This window comes from Xanthomonas hortorum, from assembly GCF_040279205.1.
Taxonomy (GTDB): Bacteria; Pseudomonadota; Gammaproteobacteria; order Xanthomonadales; family Xanthomonadaceae; genus Xanthomonas; species Xanthomonas hortorum_F.
On the sequence record NZ_JBEOLS010000006.1, the window covers coordinates 105,557 to 130,203 of the forward strand.

General features: G+C 63.1%; 23 protein-coding genes and 1 pseudogene. 11 read left to right on the top strand and 13 right to left on the bottom strand.

Features of this window, described 5'->3' with window-relative positions:
• Nucleotides 1–2: 2 nt before the first annotated feature.
• The gene (locus ABS769_RS04585; protein ID WP_350498091.1) at nucleotides 3–2,666 is read right to left on the bottom strand and encodes a TonB-dependent receptor; all 2,664 of its coding nucleotides are present in this window, start codon (nucleotides 2,664–2,666) and stop codon (nucleotides 3–5) included.
• Between the two features lie 104 nt (nucleotides 2,667–2,770).
• Between ABS769_RS04585 and ABS769_RS04590 the strand changes: the two genes are divergently transcribed.
• A complete protein-coding gene (locus ABS769_RS04590) occupies nucleotides 2,771–3,928 on the top strand; it encodes an ROK family protein (RefSeq protein WP_350498092.1) in 1,158 nt (385 codons plus the stop codon).
• Between the two features lie 133 nt (nucleotides 3,929–4,061).
• Nucleotides 4,062–6,212 (top strand): type III secretion system effector avirulence protein AvrBs2, encoded by a 2,151-nt coding sequence (gene avrBs2, locus ABS769_RS04595; protein ID WP_350498093.1) that lies wholly within the window; start codon nucleotides 4,062–4,064, stop codon nucleotides 6,210–6,212.
• An 84-nt stretch (nucleotides 6,213–6,296) separates the two neighbouring features.
• On the opposite strand, the gene ABS769_RS04600 is transcribed toward avrBs2, so the two are convergent.
• From ABS769_RS04600 to ABS769_RS04610, 3 genes are all read right to left on the bottom strand, one after another.
• Nucleotides 6,297–7,871, bottom strand: a complete 1,575-nt coding sequence (locus ABS769_RS04600) for a ribonuclease H-like domain-containing protein (protein WP_350498094.1) — start codon at nucleotides 7,869–7,871, stop codon at nucleotides 6,297–6,299.
• Nucleotides 7,868–10,363 carry a DEAD/DEAH box helicase gene (locus tag ABS769_RS04605; protein ID WP_350498095.1) on the bottom strand — a complete coding sequence of 832 codons (2,496 nt, stop codon included), beginning with the start codon at nucleotides 10,361–10,363 and terminating at the stop codon, nucleotides 7,868–7,870. Before ABS769_RS04605 ends, ABS769_RS04600 begins: the two co-directional genes overlap by 4 nt.
• Before the next feature lie 132 nt (nucleotides 10,364–10,495).
• The gene (locus tag ABS769_RS04610; RefSeq protein ID WP_350498096.1) at nucleotides 10,496–11,644 is read right to left on the bottom strand and encodes a Fic family protein; all 1,149 of its coding nucleotides are present in this window, start codon (nucleotides 11,642–11,644) and stop codon (nucleotides 10,496–10,498) included.
• Nucleotides 11,645–11,934: 290 nt separating this feature from the next.
• On the opposite strand from ABS769_RS04610, the gene trhA reads away from it, so the two are divergent.
• A complete protein-coding gene (gene trhA / locus ABS769_RS04615) occupies nucleotides 11,935–12,597 on the top strand; it encodes a PAQR family membrane homeostasis protein TrhA (RefSeq protein WP_350498097.1) in 663 nt (220 codons plus the stop codon).
• A 79-nt stretch (nucleotides 12,598–12,676) separates the two neighbouring features.
• Here trhA and ABS769_RS04620 read toward each other — a convergent pair whose 3' ends face one another.
• From ABS769_RS04620 to ABS769_RS04635, 4 genes are all read right to left on the bottom strand, one after another.
• Nucleotides 12,677–12,979 carry a plasmid stabilization protein gene (locus ABS769_RS04620; RefSeq protein ID WP_350498098.1) on the bottom strand — a complete coding sequence of 101 codons (303 nt, stop codon included), beginning with the start codon at nucleotides 12,977–12,979 and terminating at the stop codon, nucleotides 12,677–12,679.
• Entirely contained in the window at nucleotides 12,976–13,449 is a 474-nt protein-coding gene (locus tag ABS769_RS04625; protein ID WP_232372201.1) for a hypothetical protein, read from the bottom strand. Before ABS769_RS04625 ends, ABS769_RS04620 begins: the two co-directional genes overlap by 4 nt.
• 232 nt (nucleotides 13,450–13,681) lie before the next feature.
• The gene (locus ABS769_RS04630) at nucleotides 13,682–14,206 is read right to left on the bottom strand and encodes a hypothetical protein (protein WP_350498099.1); all 525 of its coding nucleotides are present in this window, start codon (nucleotides 14,204–14,206) and stop codon (nucleotides 13,682–13,684) included.
• Between the two features lie 192 nt (nucleotides 14,207–14,398).
• Nucleotides 14,399–14,857, bottom strand: a complete 459-nt coding sequence (locus tag ABS769_RS04635; RefSeq protein ID WP_350498100.1) for a winged helix-turn-helix transcriptional regulator — start codon at nucleotides 14,855–14,857, stop codon at nucleotides 14,399–14,401.
• Nucleotides 14,858–15,076: 219 nt separating this feature from the next.
• On the opposite strand from ABS769_RS04635, the gene ABS769_RS04640 reads away from it, so the two are divergent.
• The 3 genes from ABS769_RS04640 to ABS769_RS04650 all read left to right on the top strand — a co-directional run bounded on the left by ABS769_RS04640 (nucleotide 15,077) and on the right by ABS769_RS04650 (nucleotide 16,291).
• Entirely contained in the window at nucleotides 15,077–15,325 is a 249-nt protein-coding gene (locus ABS769_RS04640; protein ID WP_350498101.1) for an SDR family NAD(P)-dependent oxidoreductase, read from the top strand.
• Entirely contained in the window at nucleotides 15,268–15,879 is a 612-nt protein-coding gene (locus ABS769_RS04645) for an SDR family NAD(P)-dependent oxidoreductase (RefSeq protein ID WP_350498102.1), read from the top strand. Before ABS769_RS04640 ends, ABS769_RS04645 begins: the two co-directional genes overlap by 58 nt.
• A 115-nt stretch (nucleotides 15,880–15,994) precedes the next feature.
• Complete coding sequence (locus ABS769_RS04650) at nucleotides 15,995–16,291, top strand: YciI family protein (RefSeq protein WP_350498103.1); 297 nt, start codon at nucleotides 15,995–15,997, stop codon at nucleotides 16,289–16,291.
• 164 nt (nucleotides 16,292–16,455) lie between these two features.
• Here ABS769_RS04650 and ABS769_RS04655 read toward each other — a convergent pair whose 3' ends face one another.
• Nucleotides 16,456–17,592: an ATP-grasp fold amidoligase family protein gene (locus ABS769_RS04655; RefSeq protein WP_434801681.1), complete on the bottom strand. Its 1,137-nt coding sequence runs from the start codon at nucleotides 17,590–17,592 to the stop codon at nucleotides 16,456–16,458.
• A gap of 642 nt (nucleotides 17,593–18,234) precedes the next feature.
• Between ABS769_RS04655 and ABS769_RS04660 the strand changes: the two genes are divergently transcribed.
• The gene (locus ABS769_RS04660) at nucleotides 18,235–18,948 is read left to right on the top strand and encodes a hypothetical protein (RefSeq protein ID WP_350498105.1); all 714 of its coding nucleotides are present in this window, start codon (nucleotides 18,235–18,237) and stop codon (nucleotides 18,946–18,948) included.
• 4 nt (nucleotides 18,949–18,952) lie between these two features.
• On the opposite strand, the gene ABS769_RS04665 is transcribed toward ABS769_RS04660, so the two are convergent.
• Nucleotides 18,953–19,858, bottom strand: a complete 906-nt coding sequence (locus ABS769_RS04665; RefSeq protein WP_350498106.1) for a LysR family transcriptional regulator — start codon at nucleotides 19,856–19,858, stop codon at nucleotides 18,953–18,955.
• A 135-nt stretch (nucleotides 19,859–19,993) separates the two neighbouring features.
• Between ABS769_RS04665 and ABS769_RS04670 the strand changes: the two genes are divergently transcribed.
• Nucleotides 19,994–20,746 (top strand): SDR family oxidoreductase, encoded by a 753-nt coding sequence (locus ABS769_RS04670; RefSeq protein ID WP_350498107.1) that lies wholly within the window; start codon nucleotides 19,994–19,996, stop codon nucleotides 20,744–20,746.
• A 204-nt stretch (nucleotides 20,747–20,950) separates the two neighbouring features.
• Here the strand turns inward: ABS769_RS04670 and ABS769_RS04675 are convergent, their stop codons facing one another.
• Complete coding sequence (locus tag ABS769_RS04675; protein ID WP_350498108.1) at nucleotides 20,951–21,277, bottom strand: nuclear transport factor 2 family protein; 327 nt, start codon at nucleotides 21,275–21,277, stop codon at nucleotides 20,951–20,953.
• Nucleotides 21,278–21,367: 90 nt separating this feature from the next.
• Between ABS769_RS04675 and ABS769_RS04680 the strand changes: the two genes are divergently transcribed.
• The 3 genes from ABS769_RS04680 to ABS769_RS04690 all read left to right on the top strand — a co-directional run bounded on the left by ABS769_RS04680 (nucleotide 21,368) and on the right by ABS769_RS04690 (nucleotide 23,643).
• Entirely contained in the window at nucleotides 21,368–21,715 is a 348-nt protein-coding gene (locus ABS769_RS04680; RefSeq protein ID WP_350498109.1) for a winged helix-turn-helix transcriptional regulator, read from the top strand.
• 218 nt (nucleotides 21,716–21,933) lie between these two features.
• Nucleotides 21,934–22,077, top strand: a complete 144-nt coding sequence (locus ABS769_RS04685) for a hypothetical protein (RefSeq protein WP_162866341.1) — start codon at nucleotides 21,934–21,936, stop codon at nucleotides 22,075–22,077.
• Between the two features lie 81 nt (nucleotides 22,078–22,158).
• On the top strand, nucleotides 22,159–23,643 hold the full coding sequence (locus ABS769_RS04690; protein ID WP_350498110.1) for an ImmA/IrrE family metallo-endopeptidase: 1,485 nt from the start codon (nucleotides 22,159–22,161) through the stop codon (nucleotides 23,641–23,643).
• Nucleotides 23,644–23,732: 89 nt separating this feature from the next.
• On the opposite strand, the pseudogene ABS769_RS04695 reads toward ABS769_RS04690, so the two are convergent.
• Both ABS769_RS04695 and ABS769_RS04700 read right to left on the bottom strand, forming a co-directional pair.
• Nucleotides 23,733–24,184 (bottom strand): annotated as a pseudogene (locus ABS769_RS04695) (hypothetical protein).
• Between the two features lie 121 nt (nucleotides 24,185–24,305).
• On the bottom strand, nucleotides 24,306–24,527 hold the full coding sequence (locus ABS769_RS04700; RefSeq protein WP_350498111.1) for an XAC0095 family protein: 222 nt from the start codon (nucleotides 24,525–24,527) through the stop codon (nucleotides 24,306–24,308).
• Nucleotides 24,528–24,647: the final 120 nt, after the last annotated feature.

A 24,647-nucleotide genomic window follows, 5' to 3' on the forward strand; every position in this document is an offset into this window, starting at 1 on the left:
CCTCAAAGTTTGACATTGACGCCGACCATCACGGTGGGGGCCATTTTCCAGGCCGATTGCACATATTCCTGATCGCGGCCGATGCGGTACTGGTAGCCCTGGCCGGCCAGATTGAGCACGTCCAGGCTCAGCGACACCGCCGGCGACACTTCCCAGCCCAGTTTCAGATCGATGCGGTCCAGCGGTTGCTGGTAACGGTTGCGATAGAACTCGGGCAGGCTGCTGTAATTGGGAAAGCGGTCATCCCACAGCTCGCCGGTGCGGCTCCAGGCCAGCGTGGTGCGCAGTGGCCCACGGGCGTAATTCAAGGTCAGATTCCACAACTGCCTGGGCTGCTGCGGCAGTACGTCCAGGGTGGTGCGGGTGCCATCGCCGAGCACCACCGGGTACTCCACGTCCAGGAACGTGACATTGGCCGACACCGACAAGCCGTCCAGCGCAGGCAGCAACGGCCCCAGCTCCTTGATGGCTCCCAGCTCGGCGCCACGCAGGCGCACCGGCCGGTCCACATTGCGTGGCTGGGTGACCAGCACCTGCTCGCCGTCGATGGTGTCCATCTGGCCGTAGCGGAAGATTTCATCGTCGATGGTCTTGTGGAACAGCGCGATCGACAGCAGGCTGCCGCCGTCGTCGAAGCTCCAGTCGTGGCCGAGGTCCAGGTTCTGCGAGCGGCGCGGCTGCAGGTCCGGGTTGCCCTGGTTGAGCGTGGGCGGTGTGCTGCCCAGCTGCAGCACGCCGCCGTTCAATGCCATCTGGTCCAGGCGCGGGCGGCCGATCGAGCGCGAGGCACCAAAGCGCAGCGTGCCGTTGGAGCTGGTCTGCAGTTGCCCGCTGAGCGATGGCAACCAGTTGCGGTAGGTATGCACCGCGCTGACCGGTGTCCAGGTGGTTCCGCTCAGCTGCTGGCCGGCGCTGGCAAAGCGGGTCTGTTCCAGACGGATGCCGCCAGCCAGCAGCCAGCGCTCGCCGCGCCATTGCGCCTGGGCAAAGCCGGCGCGCACCTGCTCGTCGACGCTGTAGCTGCCGCTGTTCTGCGCAGTGGTGTCCACCACCCCGCGCGCCTGGCCGGCGAGCGCATCCCAGCGCGCATCGGCCAATGCCGGGTCGATGGTCATCATCTGCCTGTTGCAGCCCAGCGCGCAGGTGGGGCTGCCCAGCACGTCGGCCAAGGTGTCAGGCAAACCGTTCCAGGTGGTGCGCTGCACGTCGGTGCGCATGTGCGTGCGTACCTGCCGCGCGCCAACGGCCAGCCCCAGCCCACGGCTGTCCTCGTCCATGTTGCGACGTAGCTCCAGCTGCAGGTCGCCGACCCGTTCGGCGTAGCCGGTGCGTTCTTGCTGGTGATAGAGGTTTGCGTAGCGCCCCGGGTCGTCAGCCAGGGCCGGGTCCAGGGGCGTGAAGGCGGGCAGGGTGCCGCTCCAGTCAAAGCCGTACGCCAGGCGATTTTGCTGGAAGCGGTCCCAGGTCTGCGGGTTGTCCACCGTGGCGCGCGAAGTGCTCGCGCGCAGCGCGGCGCGCCACTGCGCCGGCAACTCGGCCAGCAGTTCGCCGTTGATGCCCGACAGCGCGCGCTTCCAGCGCAACTGCCCCAATTCCACGTACTGATTCACGTTGTCGAGCGTGCCGCTCTGCGGGCCGGTGCGGCTCAGGCGCGCGCTGTTCTGCACCTGGGCGTTCTGGGTATAGCGGTCCGAGGCCTCGCGCTGGCGGAAGCTGTAACCGGACACATGGCCGCTGAGCGGGCCCTCCGGCTGCCAGTCCACGCGCGCGGTGAGGCTGCGCCGTTCGCGGGTGTTGTCGTAGTTGTACCAGCGCCGCTCGCTGGGCACCGCATCGCCGGTGCCGCCATAGGCCACCGGATCGCGCGTGCCATTGGCTGCGTACCAGTTCAAGCCGCCGCCGTTTTCCTGCTGCGGCACCGAGATCTCGCGCCGCCATTGGCTGGCAGCGCCCAAAAAGGCGAACTGCCCGTCGCGACCGAAGCGCTTGCCCCACTTCAGGTCGCCCTCGCCAACCGGCGTCCTGCCGCCATAGCGGCTGCCCATCAGGTTGGCGCCGCCCTTGGCCGAGAAGGTGAGCAGGCCGTCCGGGCGGCCGAAGCCGGTGGCGGTGACCAGGTTGGTCACGCCGCCGATCGCGCCGCCGTCGTTTTCCGGCAGGAACGACTTCACCACATCGATGCGGTCGACAAAATTGGCCGGCAGCACATCCATCATCGCCTGGCGGCTGCCGATGTCGTTGCTGGCGAACGCAAAGCCGTCGATCAGCATGCTGTTGTAGTTGCCGTTGAGGCCGCGCACCGTCACGTAGCGCGGCTCGCCCTGGTACTCCACGGTGCTGACGCCGGTGACCCGGCGCAGCGCATCGCCCACATTGAAGTCCGCCAGTTGCCCGATGCTGTCGGCGGCGACCGAGTCCACGATGGTGGGCGCGGCCTGCTTGGTGGCGATGGCACGCGTGTTCTGCGACTGGAACGAGGTGCGCACCTGCACGGCATCCAGGGTCTGCGCCGAGGCATCGGCGGGCGCCTCGGCGGCCTGGGCCGGTGCGTGCATCCAGCCAACCACGGCCATGCCCAGCGCGAGCGACAATATGCGACGCTGCGGGCCGCAGGCCGGACCGGGCAGACACACAGGGCCAGAGGAAGAGGGATGAAACAGACGCATGGCACGATCCGCGATGTCGGGCGGCCCCAACGCGGTGCCGCAGGCGGATTAAATTAATCTGCTTAATTTAAGCTTATGTGACAACCACTGCCCTTTTGCTCCCTATGTCTTCCTTCTTCGCCCACGCGGCCATTCGTTCGCATTACCGCCGTCGTAGCGACGGGCAGGCCGCCGGTTCCAGCGAGCGCGCGTTGCTGGATCTGATCCGCAGTGCCGGCCAGCTGGCACGTGCCGATCTGCCGCGCGCCAGCGGGCTCAGCGTTCCCGGCACCAAGGGCATCATCGACCCGCTGGTCGCACAGGGCCTGCTCCAGCTCGGCCCGTCGCTGCGGCGTGGTCGCGGCCAACCGAGCGTGCAGCTGAGTCTGGTGCCCGGCTACGCGTTCAGCGTGGGGGTCTCGGTGATGGTCGATGGCATCGCGGTGGTGCTGATCGACTTCGCCGGGCAGGTCCGCGGCATGCGCCAGCTCACGGCGTTCCCGCTGACGCTGGATCTGCTCGCGGCGCGCTTGCCGGAATTGCTGGAGCAGTTGTTGCAGGCGGCCGGTGTGGACCGGCAGCAGCTGTTCGGGGTGGGTGTCAGCATGACCGGCCCGCGCATCGGCGACGGCACCCGGGTCAATCCGCCGCTCTCGCTGGCCGCCGAATGGATGCAGGTGGAGCTGGACCGGTTCATCGCCGAGCGTCTGCAGTTGCCGGTCTGGATGGACAACGACGCCCATTGCGCCGCGCTGGCCGAGGCCTTGTACGGGGTTGGCCGCCAATCGCCGGATCTGGTCTATCTGACGATCGCCGACGGCTTCGCCGCGGGCGTGATCGCCGCCGGCAGCGTGCACCGCGGCGCGCACGGCAACGTGGGCGAACTGGGGCGCATCTCGGCCATCACCGGCATGGCGCGGCCAACGCTGGAAAGCCTGCGCCAGGCGCTGGTCGCCGATGGCCATGTGCTGCCGGACCTGCACACCATGCTGCAGCACTACGACGCGGCCTGGCCGCAGATCGAGGCCTGGCTGGATGCGGTGCAACCCACCGTGACGCTGGCGGTGGCGGCGATCATCGCGTTGATCGACCCGCGCGTCATCGTCTTCGGCGCGCGCCTGCCGGCAGATCTTGCGCAACGGCTGATCGCCCGTATCGCCTTCGAATCCGCGCCACGGCGCGGCGTCGCATCGCCGTATCCGGCGTTGCTGGTCGGGCAGGTGCAGGCACACGCCACGGTGCTGGGCGCAGCGATGCTGCCGTTCAAGGAAACGCTGTTCTAGCGCAGGCGCCCGGCCACGTGATGCGGTGCGCCGGGGGGCATCGTTTCGCATTGCGGCGGCAGACTTCGCCTCGGTTGCGAATTGTCATATGCCACGCGCTTTACTGGCCGCCCGCAGTGCTCTTGAGGTCGTCATGCGTATTGGTCCTTTGCAACCAGCCGCCACGCACACCACCGCGCTGGCAACACCGTCGCACACCAGTGCAATCACCCCGATGGAGGTGCCGCACGCGCCAGGCGGCAATCTGCCCTTGCGTGCACGGCCTCGTCGTCAGGCCCTCATGCAACCACCGCTGGTGCCATTGAACGACAGCGCCATGACCGGCAAGCAGGCGTTGGTGGCGCTGGACAGCGAGTTTTCGGAGCAGCGGCTGGCTGAAGTACAGGCAAGGCAGATCACGGTGCAAGCGCTGCAAAGCAAGCTGGCCACCCACCTCGCGCAGGCCGGCATCGCGCCCGAGAAGGACAGCATTGCAGCAAAGCTTGCAGCTGGGGCGCTGCAGCCGGTGTATCTGGATAGAGCCGCGTTCAAAGCCATGGCCAAGGCGCTACCCGATTGCGCCAGTGCAGCGGCAGGCCCGGTGCTGGTCGATGCGCAGCAAGGCCGCATCATCTTCGATCTGCAGCGCGCGTTTGCGCCTGGCGACACCTTCAGCGACGCAGCCCACGCCGCATTGCGCAAGGCGCTGGATCTGCCCGGCCACGGGCTGACAACGCCACACTGGCTGCAGCCCGCCGCCTCCACGCAGCCGCGCCGCAAGTTGCAGCAAGCCGCGCGCTACCACGGCCACGAGGTGCCGGCGCGCGACGGCGGTGCAGCGTTCTTCAAGGCCAACGACCATCATCTGGTGGCCGGCAAGGACGCGCTGCTGCGCAAGCACCGCAAGGAGCTGGTTCACGACACGTATTTCCAGGCGCCGAGCACGCGCGCGCTGGGCAAGGACGTGATGGTGCACCGGGGCCTGTTCGACAACCACGCCGGCATTCCGGAGAACTCGCTTGCCGCCATCGATCGCGCCTACGCACAGGGGTATCGCAACCTGGAGCTGGATGTCGAAGTCAGTGCCGATGGCGTGCCGGTCTTGATGCACGACTTCAGCATTGGCCGCATGACCGACGACCCGCAGAACAAGCTGGTCTCGCAGGTGCCGTTCGCCCAGTTGCGCGACATGCCGCTGGTGATCCGCAACCCGGTCGATGGCAACTTCATCAAGACCGATCAGACCATTGCCGCCGTGGAGCAGGCGCTGGAGCACGCGTTGCAAAAGCCGGAGGCGATGTCGGTGGCGCTGGATTGCAAGGAAGACACCGCCGAGGCGGTGGCGATGCTGCTGATGCGCCGGCCGGATCTGCGTCAGGGGGCCGCGATCAAGCTGTATGCCAAGTACTACACGGGCGGCTTCGATCAATTCGTGTCCAATCTGTACAAGCACTACCAGATCAATCCGATGCACTCGCAGGATGCGCCCCGCCGTGCTGCGCTCGATCGCCTGCTGGCCAAGATCAATGTGGTGCCGGTCTTCAGCCAGGGCATGCTGGCCGACTCGCAGCTGCGCGATTTCTTCCCGGGCAAGGACGATGGCCCCGAGGGGCTGGCCGAGACCGCAGTGCAATGGTTGGAAAGCTGGAACAAGATGCGCCCGGTCATCGTGGAGGCGGTGGCCACCGATCAGCAAAGCGCTGCGGGCAAGGCCATGGAACTGACACGCACACGCTTGCGTCAGCCCGACTCGGCTTACGCGCAGGCGGCATTTTCGTCCGGTTATCGGTATGAGGATTTCTCGCTGCCGCGCGCCAACCACGACAAGGACTATTACGTCTGGCGCAACTTCGGCGAGATGCAAAAGCTCAGCGGCGAAGCCTTTGGGATCCAGCGCACCACCGCCGGTGCCTTTCGCGATGCCGGCGAAAGCCTGTTGACCGACCAGCCCGAGGAAGAACTGCTCGCGCTGCTGGAAAACCGCACGCTGGCGCGTGGCCACACCGGCATGGAACTGGACCTGCCGCCGGAAACCCCCATCGACACCGCACGCGATGCGGCGATCGTGGAGCAGCGCACCAACGAGTTCCGCGCCGCGTCCAGGCCAGCCGACCCGGCCCATGTAGCGGCAGTGCGCGAAGGCCGCCGTCTGGATCGTGCGGCACAAGGTCCGCACGACGCCGCCGCAAGGCAGGCGGCGGATGCACGCGCCGAATCGCTGGGGCGATTGACCGATCAGTACCGCGGCGCACCGGTGACCCATTACCTCAACGAGCAAGCCAAACAGATCGAGCCGGAGCAGTGACACCGGTGCAGTGATCCTGCGCTGGCATAGCGTGGCCCGGCGGCATGCGGGCCAGGCCGTGCCAGCGCCGCGCCTGGTCCAGCGCTACGGCATCTCCAGCATCGGAATCACCTCGCGGTCCTGCGCGTCCACCGCCACCAGGCGTTGCAGCAACAGCGACAAGGTCACCACGTCCTGATGATTGTGCTCGGCCACGCGGCGCAGGTTGCGCGCGCTGCCGCCGCGCAGGTAACTCAACCAGGCGGCCGGGGCTTCGGAGCCGGGCAGGTCGTCCTCGCGCACTACCCGCAGCAGCTGTCGTTCGATGGTGGCCAGCTTGCAGTTCTCCCAGGTGCCGCGATAGCGGCGGCGCGTGGGAAAGAGCAGGTCCACATGATCCAGCGCGGAGATCGGGTCGCCGCGGCGTGCCAGCCGATAGCGCGTCTTCAGCAACGGTGCGTCGTAGCAGCGGCCGTTGTAGCTGGACAGCACCGTCTGCGGCGACAGCCAGCTGCGGAACAGATCCAGCATCGCGCTCTCGGCCGCCATCGTGGACATCATCAACTGACGCACGCGCAGGCCGCTGCCGTGCGCATCGTCCATGTACCAATCGGCCACGCCGATCATGAAGGCGCGCGTGCCGGTGCCGCCGGCAAGGCCGGTGGTTTCGGTATCGAAGAACAGCAGATCCATCGGGTCTACCGCGTCCTCGCGTTTTGCGAACGCCAATGAAAAGGCTTCGTGCGGAATCGGCTGCGGCAGAAAGTCCTCGATCAGATGCAGACCGGGTGCGATCTCGTTGCCGGGCAGATGGCGATCGGTGGACGCTGCACGCGCCGGCATGTGCGTTGACACCGCACGTTCGCGCAGGCCGATCATCTTGCGCAAGCCGGCGATATCGGTGCGTCGCTGCGAAGCGGGCATCGGTGCGATAGACGCTTCATGCGATGCAGGCAGACGCTTCGCAGCAGCGACAGCGACATTTGTATCGGCATCGGCATGCGCAGTCGATTGCGACGGCGACGGCGACGGAGATGCCGGCCGGTGGCGCACGTCGTGCTCCACCCAGGCAAACACGGAGGCATCGCGCGCTGGCGTTGCAGCACCCGGTGCCTGCAAGGCGTGGCGCGTCATTGCCGGTGTCTGTGTCTGTGTCTGGGCACGCCGGTCACTGCCAGCGTCCACGTTGCCTGCCTGCGCGCTTGGCGCAGCAGCATCGCGCGGCGCAGCGCGCCACCCCTGCGAGGTGGCACCTGACGCAGGCTGACGCTGCGCACGCGTGGGCATCACTGCCTCGTCCTTGCGCGCTGCAGGCGTCAGCCCGCCGACCTGACGGCGTAGCAAGCGCAGACGTTCTGCGCTGACACCAGGGCCGCTGCCAGCCACCGGCGTTGCCGGGTCACACGTCGGCTGTGCCGTTGCAGGCATTTCACTTGCGGCACGCGTGCGTGCATCGCCCACAACAACTGCTTTACCAGATGTTCGTCCGACCACTGCGGAGTGCATCTGTTGTGCAGGCGAAAGCATCATGCATTCGGTCGCGAACGCATCCGCATCAACCGCAGCCGCTGCCTGCGCGCCATGCGGTGCAGCGCCGTCTGCAATCGTCACCGGCGCACCAACATCCGCATGCCCGGCCTGCCGGCGCAGCAAGCGCAGCCGGTCCGCACTCACACTCATGCAAGCACGTCCAGCGCCAGGTCCTCGTCCACCTGGGTGGCGTGGCGCAACGGCGCATCCGCATCGAACAACAGCGCCAGCACCGTCAACGCCAACGACTTGGGCGACTCGCCCTTGCCTTCTTCGTGCGCGGCCAGCACCGGGCCCACGCAGGCCGGGCAGCCGGCGCTGCAATCGCAACGCCGTACCAACTCGTCCGCGCGCTGCAGCAACTCGGCCTGGCGCAGCCATAGCGGCTCGCTCAGGCCCACGCCGCCGGGGAAGTTGTCGTACAGATACACCGTGGGCACGAAGGCCTGCTGCAATTCCACCGCGCCTTCTTCGCCTTCTTCCACACCGCGCAGTTGCCCGCGCCCGGTCTGGTCGGCCACCGCAAACCACGCGCCATCGCCGTTGCCCACGGCTTTTTGCAGGTCGCGCGCATCGGCCATCACTGCCACCGTGGCCACCACGTGCAGCGCATACGCGGCTCCCAGAAATCCGTCCAGGGCATCCTGTTTGGAGGCGAACGCCTTGCCCAAGGTGGCCTGCGGCAACTGCCACCACACCGCCGTAGTGTGCAACTCCTGGTCAGGCAAATTGACCGGGCCGTAGCCGATGTTTTCATGCGTGTAGTAGCGGATCTTCTTGTAACCGGAGACGCGCCGCACCACATGCACCTCGCCGTGATGCGAGTCGCCGCGCCCGGCCACGCCGCCGTCGAAGCGGTCCAGCACCTTCAACTTGGTGTAGTCGATGCTGTCGGTGTAGTAGTCCACGTGGGTGCGCGTGACATAGGCCTTGCGGCCTTCCCAATCCAGCCGCTCCACCTGGTACGGCGTGCTCTGCACCATGTGGATGGCACCTTCGTAAAGCGTGAGTGCTGCGGCCGAATAATCCATCTCGGCGATGATCTGCTGCTTGCCATCGGTCTTGTCCACCACCACGAAATTGCCGTCGGCCACCGAGCGCAGGCTCACCGCATTGGCCGGGTAGCTGTCGGCGATCCACTCCCAGCGGTCGCCTTCCTGGTGGATCACTTCGCTCTCGGCCAGCGCTTCCAGAAACACCAGCGGGTCGATCGGCCCGAACGGTTCGCTGGCAATGAACGGCAATTCGAATGCGGCGCAACGGATGTGGTCGAACAGAATCAGCGGCTGGTCCGGCGCAATGCGCGCATGCTCGGGCGAGGCATCGGCGAAGAAATCCGGATGCCGCACCACGTATTGATCCAACGGTTGCGAGCTGGCCACCAGCACGCCCAGCGCCGGTTGCTGGCGGCGCCCGGCGCGGCCGAAGCGCTGCCAGGTCGCCGCCACGCTGCCGGGGTAACCATTGAGAATCACCACATCCAGCGCGCCGATATCCACGCCCAGCTCCAGCGCCGAGGTGGAGACGATGCCGTCGATGTTGCCGGCCCGCATCGCACGCTCCACTTCGCGCCGCTCGGTGGGCAGATACCCACCGCGGTACGCACGGATGCGCGGCGGCTTGCGCGGGTCGTTGTCGAAGATGTCTTTCAAGTATTTGGTCAGCACTTCCACCATCAAGCGCGTCTGCGCGAACACCAGCGTTTTGAGCCCGCTCTTGATCGCGATGCGCGCAATACGGTTGCTCTGCGAGCGTGCCGATGCACGCAGCCCCAGGTCTGCATTGACCACCGGCGGGTTCCACAGCAGCACGTGCTTGTCGCCGGTGGGCGCGCCCGATTCGGTGATGGCATGCACCTGTTCTTCGATCAGTGCCTGCGCGTGCGCATGCGGGTTGCCGATGGTGGCCGAGCACAGGATGAACTGCGGGTTGGCGCCATAGAACGCGCAGATGCGCTTGAGCCGGCGCAGCACGTTGGTGACGTGGCTGCCGAACACCCCACGATAGGTGTGGATCTCGTCGATCACCACATAGCGCAGGTTCTCGAAGAACTGCGCCCACTTGGTGTGATGCGGCAGGATCGCCTGGTGCAGCATGTCCGGGTTGCTCACCACGATGTCGCCATGCAGGCGGATCGCCTGGCGCGCATCGCCGGGCGTATCGCCGTCGAAGGTGAAGGCCTTCACCCCCAGCTCGCCGGCGCGGTTCAATTCCAGCAGCTCGGCCACCTGATCCTGCGCCAGCGCCTTGGTCGGGAACAGGTACAGCGCCTTGGCGCCGGAGCTCATCGCCGCGCTCACCACCGGCAACGTGTAGCACAGCGATTTGCCCGAGGCCGTCGGCGTCACGATCGCCACATGCTCGCCGCGCTGGCTCGCCGCCCATGCTTCGGCTTGATGGCTGTAGAGCTGCGTGATGCCACGCGCATGCAAGGCATCGGCCAGCGCGCTGGGTACATCGTCCGGGATCGGCGCATAGCTACCGGCGCGGCCGGGCAGGGTGAAGCTGCCGGTGATGCGGTCGTGGTAACGCCGTTCCAGGCGTTCGGTCAGCAGCGCGCCATCGCGGCTGGGCCGGCCATCGGTGGTGGCCAGCGCGCGTTCGGCGGTTTCGGTGCGGGGAGCGAGGGCAAACGGAGGCATATCACAAAGCTCCCAAAGAGGGAGATCAAACAAAAAGGATGTCTCAGGGTATGAGACCCGGCCCCAAGCGGCGAGCCTGCCTCACTGAGCGGATTCAGTAACGCGTGCCTTCATTGCCAGTGCGATGTCGCTCTAAGCCCGCAACACGTTCACATAGGCTTGGTAGCTGAAGCTCTGCCCGCGTGCGCGGCCGGTGGTTTCCACCAGCACACCGATGTCCTGCAAGGTTGTCACGGCTGCGCGCGCGGTGGGGTAGGACACCTCCAGCGCTTGCTGGGCACGGTCGACGGTGAGCTTGGGCATGGTGGGCAGCAACTCGAACAGTCGTAGTGCTTGCAAGGTACTGCTGCCGGTACTCAGCACGCGTTTGCGATCGGCCGCGATCAATGCAGCGATTGCCACAATGCTGCGCTGTGCCTGTTCAGCAGAAGCCTCCACAGCCTCCAGAAAAAATCCAACCCATGCTTCCCAATCGCCATGCGTGCGGATGGCTGACAGGTGCCGGTAGTAGTCGTTTTGGTTCGCTTTGAGGTAGCCGGACACATACAACAACGGCTCTGACAGCAGCTGCCAGTCTTCCAGCAGGGCCGCGATCAACAACCGCCCGATTCGGCCGTTGCCGTCCAGAAACGGATGGATGGTTTCGAACTGCGCGTGCACCAACGCAATCCGTACCAGCGGTGGCAGCGTGGGCTGCGGGTCATGGATGAAGCGCTCCAAATCACCGAACACCTCGGCCAGGCGATCGGCCGGCGGTGGCACGAATGCGGCATTCCCCGGCCGGGTCCCGCCGATCCAGTTCTGACTGGTGCGCATGCTGCCCGGTAGTGCGTGAGCTCCACGCACGCCAGCCAAGAGAATTCTGTGAGCCTCGGCAAGCAAGCGCAGCGAGATGGGCAGTCCTGTTGGCGCATGCAACTGCTCGCGGACAAACTTGAACGCCTGCAGGTAGTTGGTGACCTCTTCCACATCGTCAGCATTGGTCACCGCCAGCCCCGCCTCATCATCGAAGACATCGGTCAGGGTTGCCTGGGTGCCTTCGAGTTGCGAAGTCAGCAGCGCTTCTTGCCGAACAGCGCTGTAGATCAGCCACTCGCTCGACGCCACCAGGCCCGCCATCCCCGTCAGCCGCGCCAGTGCAACTTCTGCAAGGCGATTACGCTCCAGGTAGGCGGCCGGATCCAGCACGGGAGCGGCCGGAGGCAGTGGAGCCGGAACGAACGCCCGCACGGTCTCGTCATGCGTCTTGATGACGGCATATGCGCCGGTGACACGTGTCATTCAAGGATCCTTTACGACCAATGCGGGCTATTAAAGGATGCCTTAATAAGCGGGCGTGTTGTTAAAGCATCCTTTGATACCGATCAGCCAACGGAACGTGGCTGCGGGGCGGTCCCATCTTGACCAAGTCCATCGTCGTGGTGGTCAGGGCACACTGAGTGTTCGTGACACCAGCGCCAAACCGGCGAGCCTGCCTCACTGAGCGGATTCAGCAAGCCGGGTATCCTGTTGCCCCCGCCGCGTCACCGTTGGTCTGCACGCTGTGGGCTCCCCCACCTCGAAGAACCGCCGTGCCCGTGCCCCCCAGCGCCATTGCTCCGCACTACAAGACCGCTTCCGCCCGCCGCGCCGATGTCGCGGTGCATGCCGCGGGCCTGTTTCTGGCCATCGTCGGCGGCGCCTGGATGGTCTGGCGCGCGCATGCCAGCCAGACCATGCTGCTGGCCACCTGCGTGTACGCGCTGGGCCTGCTGGTGATGTTCGGCTGTTCGGCGGCCTACAACTTTGCCCCGCCGCAGCGCCAACCGATGCTGCGCAAGTTCGACCACGCCGGCATCTTCGTCATGATCGCCGGCTCCTACACACCCTTCCTGCTGGTCGCCCTCGAAGGCACCTGGCGCTGGGCAATGATCGTGGCGGTGTGGAGCGTGGCCTTGTTCGGCGTGTTCGCCAAACTGTTCCTGCCCGGCATCGCCAAGGGCTTCTGGGTGGCCATCTATCTGCTGCTGGGGTGGGCCGGCATCGTGGTGATCAAGCCGTTCGTCGCCGGCCTGGACAGCACCGTGCTGTGGCTGATCGCCGCCGGCGGCGCGTTCTACACCGTGGGCGTCACCTTCTACGTGCGCAAATCGCTGGTCTACAACCGCGCCATCTGGCACGCCCACGTGCTGGGCGGCGCGCTCTCGCACTGGTGCGCGATCTGGTTGTGCCTGCAGCCGTTGGGTGGGGTGTAGCGCGCTGTCGATGGCGTCGACCGGTCGCGCCTCTCCGCGCGGTAGCATCGACACGTCGTGGAGCTGTAGATCGCTTTTACTACGTCGGCTTCCAATCGGAGCGCGCAGGGACGAGTGCAAGGATCAGCACATCGTCGCCGTCGCGTGTGTAGATCAACAGATACTTGCTGTCCTGGCACGTGTATAAACGCGTTCCCGGCGTGGGCCCGGGGAGATAGATGGCAGCACCATCCAGCGCGTCGCCTTCGGCTTCGATCCGGTCGTCCTGTTCACACGCTGCGAAATACATCTGCGGGTCGGGGATCTCGATCGCGCGTGCCAATGCTGCAGCGAGCAACGCGGTGCGCGCATCCAGCGCGGTCTGCTTCCAGGCCACGCTCACGCACGCGTGCCCTTCGCACGCAGTGCTGCATCAAGCACTGCACGCTGCTGCGCCTTGAGTGTCTCCATCTGCTGCTTCGCCTGCACGCTGGAGAGCGCAGGGCGGGGGTCGGCCAGGGCGTGCTCGGTCTGAGTGCGTAGCGAGACCGCATAGCGCGCGTCCATCTCCTTGACTTTCATTGCTTCGGAGCGATCCGGCCGGCGTTTCGCAGTGCCGCCCTCGGCGTCCCACTGCGCAGCATCCACGTGAAGCACGTCCAATGGCATGCCCATCTCGCGCAATACCTTCAACGCACTTTCGAAGCTGCCAAACCGGCGCGGCGCATTGGCCTTGGTGGCCAGCACACGGGTCTGGTTATGGGTCTGCAGCTGCACGGTCCAGGCACCGGCCTCCCCGACGACCGAAGCCTGTCTGACCGCACTGGCATCGACCAGGGCGCGAGCGGTCGCCAGCTTGACCAGATTCGCCATCGTGCTCTCCGGCTAACAAGTGAGTGGCTTCACTTTACCATTAATCGGTTTGCCGGCTAATGGTTGTCCGTTCCACTCTGCCGCAGCTGTGCAGTGGCAGGGCAGGGTAACCATCTGCCCCTACGTGGGAAGGCTGGCTGGCAACAACGGCACGTAGATGCGCACAGGATCTGCACCGGACCAGCCTCGACGCAGTGCCACCGCATTCAACCCAAAACAGCAGTGCCTGCCCTCACAGCTTTTTCTTCAACACCGCCTCGAACGCCGCATCCGGCGCGATGCTGTCGGAGACCACGATCACCGAATGCAGCTGGCCCTTGGCCTGCACGCTGTACTCGAAGCTCACCGGCTTGCCGCTGCGGCTGAAGACCTCGATCTCGCTGTACTCGCCGAGCTGGCCTTCAAAACTCTCGCGTTCGAAGCCTTGCTTCTTGGCGAAGTTGCCGGCTGCCGTCCGTGCGCCTTCCCACACCGCGTCTTCGTATTTGATCGGCTGCAGCAGGCTGACCAACTGGGTTGCGCATGCGGTGGTGCTGGTCACGCCATAGCCATCCACCTCGCCCATCAACGGGATCTTGCTCACGTTGCGCTTGGGCGTGGCGGTGACCGTGCAGCCAAGCTGCTGCAGATCGGCAAGGTTGAAGTGTTCGGCCTCCGGGCGCGGCGCGCTGGTGCTGGCGGTGCCAGCGCCGTTGCAGGCAGACAGCACGCTTACAAGGGCAAGCGGCAAACAGGTGCGTAAGGAAAGGTTCGACAACGGAGACGTCCTTGTACTGGATAAAAAGTGAGGCGCGGTTGCCGCGACGGCAACGCGTAAACGTGGCAACGACGCGCACGCGCCATACGGATGCACACGTTAGGGGCAGCGAGCGCGCGCAAGGGTAGCGCGCACGAAGTCAACGCACCACAAGGTCGACCCACGCCGAGAGCGATCAGTGGCGCCGCACCCTCACTCCGGAACCACCATGCGGATCTCGCGTGTTCCGATTTCCGCCCCGGTCACCGCATCGATGGCGATCGGCTGCAGGTCGGTACCGGTTTGCGCATCCACAAAACGCAGCAGCTTGCCTTCGCCACGGTGTTTGCGGCCCCACGCACCAATCATGAAAAGCACCGGCAGGTAATCGCGCCCCGCCTGGGTCAGCACATATTCCTCGCGCGGCGGGCGCGTCGAATACTGGCGCTTCTCCAATAGCTGTTCCTCGGTCAGCGTCGCCAGCCGCTTGGTCAGCATGGTCGGGGCAATTCCCAGGCTTTGCCGGAACTGATCGAAGCGGGTCAGCCCGGAGTTCGCGTCGCGCAGGATCAGCATCGTCCACGCATCGCCCAGGAAGGTCAGGCTCCGGGCGATCGGGCAGAGGTTGTCCGAAGAAGTTTTCGAGTTCATATCATTTCCGTATTGATTCACTACTAAATCGATACTAACATGCGGTCCGTGGGCAGTCCAGTCGCCCTGTGCAGGCAAGTCGTGGGCTCGCCCAGGCCTTGCCCGCAATCGGCACTGCACATGCACCAACGCACACCGCAACGCGCGTCAACCGCCAGACACCGTGCAACTGCAACCCAGGGCGTCTGGCGGTGTTGTTCTCCAACCTTCCGCCAACCTGCTTGCTTGAGAGACATCACCATGAAAAAGACAGTCCTGATCACTGGCGCTTCCTCAGGCTTTGGCCTGCTGCTGGCCAACAACTTGCACAAACAAGGCTTCAACGTCATCGGCACCAGCCGCGAACCGGAGAAGCATCAGAGCAAGGTGCCCTTCAAGTTATTGCGTCTGGATATCGACGATGAAGCTCGATCCAATCATTTACCAAGGCGTTGTTCCAAGCCGTCGATCGCCTGGATGTCCTGGTCAACAATGCCGGCTATATGGTGACAGGCATCGCCGAAGAAACACCGGTCGATGTTGGCCGGCAGCAGTTCGAAACCAATTTCTGGGGCACGGTGAAAACCACCAATGCGCTGCTGCCGTATTTCCGCAAACAAAAGAGCGGGCAGATCATCACCATCAGCTCGATCGTCGGTTTGATCGGCCCGCCGAACCTGTCGTATTACTCCGCGTCCAAGCATGCGGTGCAGGGATATTTCAAATCGCTACGGTTTGAACTCGATCAGTTCAATATCAAGGTCAACATGGTCGAGCCGGTGTGGTTCAAGACCAATCTCGGCCATAACGCGATCTCCGCAAACGGCAACGACATTGCCGACTACAGCGCCTACCGCAAGCAGGTCACCGCCTTGACCCAGAAGGGCCTGGACACGGCCGAAGCACCGGACGCGGTTGTCAGCACCATCGAGCGGCTGATCCAGGCCAAGGACCCGAAGTTCAGCAATCCCGTCGGCAAGATGACCGGCATGATTCTGTTCCTGCAAAGCTATCTGCCCAAGATGTTCGAAGGCTCGATCTTGAAGAGCGTCAAAACCGCATAAATCTTGCGGGCGTACGACCATGTTGCCCGGTCTGTAAAAAACTCCCACTGCTGTAAACCCAGACACGGCTTTTGAATAAGCCGCGACGCCACCCTCATGCCACGAGTAACCCACCATGCAGTCTTATTTCTGCAAATACATTCCGCCGCGCAGCGATTTCCTGAGCACCATGTCGGAGGAAGAAACATCCCTGATGCAGCAGCACGGCGCGTTTCTGGACCAGCGCCTGGCCGAGGGCCTGATCCTGGCGCACGGCCCGGTGATCGACGACACCGGCGGCTTCGGGCTATCGCTCTATCAGATTGCCGATGATGAGGAGATTGCGGACTTCACCGCGCAAGACCCCATCATCAAAAATGGCATCGGCCATTACGCGCATTACCCCATGCTGCATCTGAAGGCGCGTGGGTAATCCGCCACGCAGGCCAGCATCCATATCGTCAGCGCAGCGGTCTGCTACGGCTGACGATGTTGAGTACGCCCATTCGCCAAGATGGCATCCGGGCGCTACGCCCGGCGGCGCTGCCGCTGATCCATCTGCCGCACGGCCATCGCCACAGACACCGGCGCCACGCCTTACCGCACTGGCACGCGCACGCGGATGCCTTCCCCGGAAAACCATGGCTCCACCGGCATGCGCCGCTGCACCCACATATTGCCCATCATCCGGTCCAGCCCGCGGTCCAGCCCGGTGACCAGCCCCGCCCCCGGGGTGAAGGTCAGTTCGCCGAAATAGATCTTCCCGCGCTGGATATACCAGTCCACCCGCACGTAATCGCAGTCGTTTGCCAGCACCTTGCTCAGTTCCAGTGCCTGCTCCAGCAGCCCCGGCGCGCAGGGCGGCGTGCGCCCGTCGTCGCGGATGCGGTGGAAGACCGTGTGCAGGTTGTCGACGAAGAAGGTCATCGCCAGCTTCGGTGTGTCGAAGCGGCCGTAGATCACCTGCAGCACGTAATGAAAATTACCGTCCGCCTGCCGGAACATGTGGAACTTGTAATCCACCGGCACCTGCTGCGCCTCGCCGATGTACCGCTCCACCAGTATGCGCGGCGGGATATCGCGGTAATGGATCTCGCGCACCATCTTGGAGAAGTCGATCCGCAGCCACTGGCCGCAGCGCTCGATGATGCGGCGCTTTTGCACCGCATCCGGCTCGTCGCGCACCACTTCCACCATGGCCGCACCGTGGTTGGCCTTGATCACGGTCTGCCGCCAGCGTGGCAGCTGCAACAACGCCTGTGGGTCGGTGCTGTCCATCAGCAGCGGCACCAGATGCGCCTCACCGATCCTGGCCGCCACATAGGAGCGCACCGCAAACTTGTCTGCCAGACGCGTGTACAGCGGGTAATCGCCGTGCACGCATTTGCGGTAGAGAATTTTTTCGTTGAAGCACTTCGGCGCATACAGATCCGGCAGCCGCCCGAACGTATGCAGGAAGTGGAGCCGGTCCTGGTGCCGCCAGGGCAATGTTCTCAGCAGGCTGCGCGCGCCTTTGCGCAATATCCGTTTGAGACTGGGTGTCCCTGGCGCTGGCGCTGGCGCTATCGCTGAAGCAGGAGTTGGCGCTGACGACGGTGTCGATGTCGGTGTTGGCACGCGTGGCAACGCGGCCATGCGGCGATGACCAAACGACGACGTCAACGACGGCGGCATGACCGCCCATCCTTGTCCTGTCACACCACGCCCGCCCAATGGCTGCGGGTGCAGCCCTATCGTGTTGTCGGTCATGCCCAGATCCTTCTCGCCGGTTAATTGCGACGTTTGTCACATTTAAATGTGACGTAACGCACGATATACGGAAAATTCAGACCAGGGATGCATTTCGTCTCAGGGACTCCAATTTCATGCAAATCAGATCGCGTCACTTCCTCGAAAGCCTTACGCAGCAAGCGATCTGGCCTTCGGCGGCATATGGCGGCCCAACGCGCGCGGCGCGCCGTGTGGCGTGTTTTGCCTACTCTTGCGCCAGCAGCCAGGACAGCTGGGCGGGTGCGACCTGCGGCCCCAACCGCGCAGCAAAACGTGCAACCGGGGAGGCAGCGACACGCCGCATCCGGCCACGCGCCACCTGCGTTGTGCGACCTCAACCGCCGTCTCTGCAGCCCGCCAAGTGCGGGCTGCGAGCAGTGCAGGCCAAAGGCGGCGGAGTCGGCCTGCTTTGCCCCACAGACGTGGCGAACACTCCCCTCTCCCCCCGGGAGAGGGGTCGGGGGTGAGGGTACAGAGGAGGCGGTGTGTGTTGACTGCCAGCGCAGGCCTGCAATCAGAGGCCTGCAATCAAAGGACGCATTCGCATCGCAGGCCAACATCAAGCACCATCACGCTTGACCACTGCAGCCCGCAACGGATGGCACCATGCGCGTAAAGACATTCCTGTCCCTGGCGGCACTATGCATTGCACTTGCCGCTTGCGGAAAAACAGACCAACCAGCGCAAACCGGCAAGGCGTCGACGTCTGCGCTTGCTACACCCACAACTGCCACTGGCCAGCGCAACGCCGCAGCAATGCCGCCCGATCACGCGGCCAACATCAAGCCGCCTTCTGTGAGCCAGGAAGCAAGACGCTATCTATGCCCGCAGGGTCCCAATGCCTGCAGGGTCAGTGGGCCATTGGTTGCCAACTCGGATGCAGAAGCGCAGTGGCTGTGGACCCACGGCTACCCGACAGAGGACGAACTCGCCCGATTGGAAACCTTGAACCTGGACCAGCTCAAAGCGGAGTCGCAAGCAGGCAACAAGGCCGCCACCGTGATTTACGGCAAAAAAACCGCACTCACTGGGCCCTTTTATAAAGGGATCGGTATATTGCGGCGGGCCGCAGTGGCCGGAAATCTATATGCGTACTACGGGCTGTCGGACGTATACGCCAGCGACTCTAACAACAAAAACCTGGTCGACAGTCTGGCGTACCTGCGCCTGGCTTACCTATTGGGCGATGCAAAAGCCTCGGCCGTTATCGCATCGCGTGGGTTGAGCAGTGTGGAAAACGTCGTTGCCGATGAGCGCGCCGCCTCACTCCACAAGACGTTTTCCAACTACCAGCGCGCCTCGCCAAGACCGCTGGAATAAACGTCTATCGCTGCGAGCAGGAGGGGGCGTTGAGTTGCGGAATCTTCGCAAACGCCTCGGCAATAAAATCCATAAACACAATCGCCCGCTTGGCCACCAGGCGGTTGGCGGCATACATGATGTGCATGGGCACCGCAGGGCCAGAGAACGCACTGAGCACGATCTGCAGATGCCCGGCGTTGAGCCCTTGTTCGAACAACCATTCCGGCCCCTGCCCGATGCCCAGGCCCGCGCTCACCGCCTCGCGCGCCGCCTCTGGCGAATTGACCCGGATTCTGCCGGTGACCGGCACGTCCACCTCCTTGAAACGCCAACTCGCCCCCGATGCCAACAGCGTGTACAGCACGCAATCGTGCTGGCGCAGGTCGTCGGGCACGGCGGGGATGCCACGCTCGGCAAGATAGTCCTTGCTTGCCACGCACACGCGCTTGAACGACCCAATCCGCCTGGCGCGCAGCGCACTGTTTTCCAGGTGGCCGATACGGATGGCAAGCTCCGCGCCCTCGTCGAGCAGATTGACGAAGCGGTCGTTGATCTGCAGGTCCAGCTCCAGGCCCGGAAAGCGCCGCAAAAACTCCGGCACCAGCGGCATCACATACTGATGCGACAACGCCGTGGGGCAGGCCACCCGCAATGAGCCGGAAGGTTGCACGTTATCGCGCAGCGACATTTCCGATTCGCCCACCGCATCCAGGATGCGGCGCACCTCCGCGTAATAGCGCTCTCCCTCCGGCGTCAGCACCAGCTTGCGGGTGGAGCGATTGAGCAGCCGCGTGTGCAGATGCTCCTCCAGCGCCGCCACGTGGCGGCTGACATTGGGTTGCCCCAAGCCCAGGTCGCGGCCTGCGGCAGAAAAACTCCCGGTTTCCACCGCACGGGCAAAGCAGGTCATCAGCAGAAACCGGTCCATTGCCAGCCCTTCAATTCATGCGCAGATCGCATGAATGGTATGTGGCGCCAAGGTCTTCTAGCAAATTCGGCATGGGCGCACGCTACACACCTCGAAGGCCGGCCACGCGCGGCGGGCCTAGCTCAGGAGCACCCCATGTCCCGTTTAGCAGGCAAACGCACCCTCATCACCGGCGGCACCAGCGGTATCGGCCTGGAGACCGCCAGGCAGTTTCTTGCCGAAGGCGCCCGCGTCATCGTCACCGGCAACAACCCCGAGTCCATTGCCAAGGCCAAGGCCGCGCTGGGCGCCGAGGTGCTGGTGCTGCGCGCCGATTCGGCCAGCGTCACCGCGCAGCAGCAACTCGCGCAGGCGGTGCAGGCGCATTACGGCCAGCTCGACATCGCCTTCCTCAATGCCGGCGTCTCGGTATGGGCGCCGATCGAAGACTGGAGCGAGCAGGCGTTTGATGCCTCCTTCGCCATCAACGTCAAGGGCCCGTACTTCCTCCTGCAGTCGCTGCTGCCGGTGTTCGCCAACCCCGCCTCGGTGGTGCTCAACACCTCCATCAATGCGCATGTGGGCGCGGCCCGCTCGTCGGTGTATGCCGCGAGCAAGGCGGCCTTCCTGAGCATGACCAAGACACTGTCCAGCGAACTGCTGGCGCGCGGCATCCGCCTCAACGCGGTGAGCCCCGGCCCGGTGGAAACCCCGCTGTACGACAAGCTCGGCATCCCCGACGCGTACCGCGACCAGGTCAACAAGGACATTGCCGCCACCATCCCGCTCGGCCGGTTCGGCACCCCGGACGAAGTGGCCAAGGCCGTGCTGTACCTGGCTTCCGATGAATCGAAATGGACAGTGGGCTCGGAAATCATCGTCGACGGCGGCCGCACGCTCAACGGCTGAGCGTGTCTGGAAAGCACTGGCAAGAACAGCCACTGCACTGTCGCCTGGCGCGATCACTTCGATGTCGATGCCGCTCACAGCATCGCCACCGGTAACAGCGCATCTGCGTAGTTGCGTGCCGGGCATCTTCTTCGGCGATCGTGTCAGGCGGATGTTTCCAGGATCAACGCCTTGGTGGATGAAGCATGGCGCCGGCACGCTGCCTCAATGAATCGCCAACGCCGCAATCTTGCCGCCCACCAGCTGGAACACATGCTCCAGCTGCAGCGGGCTCTGCGGGAAATCGCCGGACACCTGCGCAGTGACGCGCACATGCTCGCCTTCGATGTGCACGCCAAGCGGCACAGCGCGATACGGCGTGCTGGCTTGCGTCTGTGCCAGCCACGCCGCAATGGCGGCAGCGCCACGGTGATGCTGGCGCTCGTCATGCACCACCGCATCGTCGGCCAGGTGCGGCAGCAGCACGGCGGCATCGCCGGCGTTGCTGGCGGCAAAGAAGCAGGCAATGGCGGCGGGCAGGGCAAGCGACATGGCAGCGATCTCCGGTGCGAAACGTGTATGCCATCATCGGCAGCGGCATCACCTGCCGCAAGAACGCACGCAAAGGTAAGTCACGCACCCATGGGAAAGCCGCATACCCCGGACACCGCCGCGTGCGATGTCGAAGCCCTGCTCAACCTCATCGAAGGCCGCTGGAAACTGCTGCTGCTGTTTCACCTGTTCGACGGCAAGGTGCAGCGCTACTCGGACCTGGAACGGCTGATTCCCGCCATCTCGCAAAAGATGCTGGCCCAACAACTGCGCCAGCTTGAACGCGACGGCCTGGTGCTGCGCACCGTCTACGCGCAGGTACCGCCGCAGGTGGACTACAGCCTCACGCCCTGGGGCCAGGCCCTGTGCCCGGCACTGGATGCAATGCTCACCTGGGGCCAGGCGCGGCAGCCGTTGCCCGAACCCTCGCCGCAGTGATGGCTTGGCACACTTCTGTGGCACGCCGGCCTTAAAACATCAGGTACACAGAACCGCACATCTCGAGAACCGCACATCTCGCCAGATAACTGGCCCAGATAACGCACCGGCGGTCTTGCAGACTCTGCCGTATCGCGCGCTGCAACCAGACTTGTGCGGCCAACATAATCGGCCTAGTTTCGCCACGCCACCACTGGGGTGGCGAGGAGGTCACACGCATGGCGACCAACGAGAAAACCGGCCCGAAAGCGGCCAAGGCCGCAAGCAAGGTCTTGCGTAGCGGTAGCACTGGCAAGGATTCAAAAACAGCGGCCGGGTCCGCTTTAAGTCAAACGCCGGATAAAAGCGGCAAGAAGAAATAAGCGAACGCTGCAGTAAATGGTAGAGGCGCTCCCACAAAGACGAGCGCCCTTGCCAAAGCTATTTAATGCCTGTAATCACAAGTGTTGACACTGCTGGTACAAATTTCGGGTACCGCTGACCGAACCAACGTGCTTTATCCAGACACCATATCAGACGGAGCGCCAATTTGTGAGATTATTAAAATACCAAAGTTACAGCCAAGGTCTAAAATGATCAACGTATCACCAAGTATTAGCTCTGTTCAAAAGGGTGACACTTTAGAGGATGCGGTGTATACGCAAGTGCTTCAGGATGTTTCGGCGGGCTTGTACGGGCTTAATGAATCGTGCTGTCGAATCTTTCAGAAGAAGGGGTACTACTCTAAGGATAGAGAGTCCAATATAATTTTCGACGTTTCGTTGGAGCTTTGGATGCCAGGTGCATCAGAGTGGTCAGTTTTGTATATCTTTGAATGCAAAAATTATTCAAAAAAAGTGCCGGTCAATGACATAGAGGAATTTTTCCAGAAGGTTGAACAGGTTGGCTCAGCAGCTACTAAGGCTATAGTTGTAAGCTCGAATGCTTTTCAGGAAGGCGCAGTTTCATTCGCGCGTTCAAAGCGAATTGGACTTGCCCGTTATTTTCCGGAAAGTCAGCTGGAGTGGGTTTTACGCAGATCACCATCCACGCTCAAAATTAATAATAATTCAAATTACTCGTCATTTAGCTCGGAGGCGCTTACTTCTGATTACTATATAAGTAGGTTCTTTGATTATCATTGTATGTTCGGAGACAGGCATTTTGTCTCGTTACCCTCGCTTGCGTTAGAAATGGCAACGGATATTTCAGGTATTTCAGATTCGATGCATGAGGGCATTGAAGCGCAGAAACATGAGTTGGGGCCCCCTTGGATTCCCTTTGTTTCCGCCGCAGAGATTGAAGGAATCGCAAGAGATTTTAGCCTTAAGGTGCCGCATAGCGGGTCTGCCGCAGCACTTGATCATTTTTGCCTCTACCTGAAAAAGCACCAGGGCCTGGTAATCTCTCACTCCATACTGCCACCGGGTGTGCTCGCCACCGTTTCCTTTGAGCCATTAATTATTAACATTGATCCTTCCCAGAGCGGGACCGAGGGAAGAGCAAGATTTACTTTGGCGCATGAATTAGGACATGTTTGCCTAGACCATGGTCGATTTATCAGGCGTGACACATTGAGAGAATTGGATGCTGAGATAGATGAGGATAACGAAATTGCTATCAAAGATATCGCTCGTCTCGAATGGCAAGCAAACTACTTTGCGGCGTGCCTATTGCTCCCTGCCCGTGCTTTAGTTGCAGAAGTAAAAAGGCAGGCTCATTTGTGCGGTATTAAGAACAGAGGTTTCGGGTTGTTGTACCTAGATGATCAGAAGTGTAACAAAGATTCTTTTCTTATCATTTCATCCGCCATCGCGAGTCGCTTTAAAGTGTCGAGACAGGTCGTCAAGCTCCGCCTTAAAGAGCTCGGTCTTTTGCAGGAAGTGTCAACAGTAAAGAGCTCTGCTGAGATGGGCTTAAACTTCTTGCGGACTATCGATAAGCAATAACAGTTCAGGATTTTAGAAAATTTCTAGCTGGGTTGCCTTGTCTTTCTTCTTAATTTACTTGCGACTTGGAAAAGGGAATCCAGCTCTTCTCATCCACCCTGACACCGCTGCCACCCACCCGCAGCAGCCGATACCTGTTCCCACCCATTCCGCAGCCGCTTCATCGCTTGCCCGCCCACGCATGCGTAGCCCAGCTGTTTGGCTTCTGCAGTTCCCAGTCCCGGTAGCGCAATGATGGAATCCGAAGGAGCAGGGCGCCCCTGGCTGCGCGCCTCATTGCGCAGGGCCATGTTCTCGATGCCCTGGCAGTAACGCACCATGCCCGGATGCGGGTGCGCGCGGTATTGCTCGCAATTGAAGGGCGTGGTGTCGCGCGCCATGGAGTTGTATGGCTGCCGCGTTGGCGGGATGTACTTGCTCGTTGCCTTGCCTTGCCTGTAGCTGAGCGCATGCTTTGTGCCGGCACGGCTTGTACGCATGCAAGCATGCACAGCGCTGCCAATATCAGCGCGACACGGCGCGCTGTGGTGATTCTGCCCATGATGTTCCCCCTGTACGCACCGATCCTAGCCCAGGCGTTGCGCACGCGGGTGGTTCAGCCCGCTTGATAATGAGGGCTTGTATCTGGGCGCGTGCCGCCACCGATGCACACAGGTCTGCCGCTACGAAGCGCCACCCAAATCATTAAGCACATCATCCAACTGCTCAGCCAACTGCTGTAGGCACTGCGCCCACTGCTGCAGCGGAATCGCAGGCGCACCCAGCGTGCCTTCCTCGCGCGAACGCGGTGTGGCCAGGGTGGAGAGCAACAACAGTTGGTCGCGTACGCGCAGCAGGTGGTATTGCGTGCCTTCGGACATCCAGTAGCCGGGTTCGTTGTGCATGCAGCGTCTCCTTGCCAGGGGTCAGCTCCCGCTGCACAACGCAGCGGGATGCCGGGAGGCTAGAAACCGCACACAGCCGGCGGGCTTATTCCCCTTGCGGGTGTTGTATTCGCCGCCCTC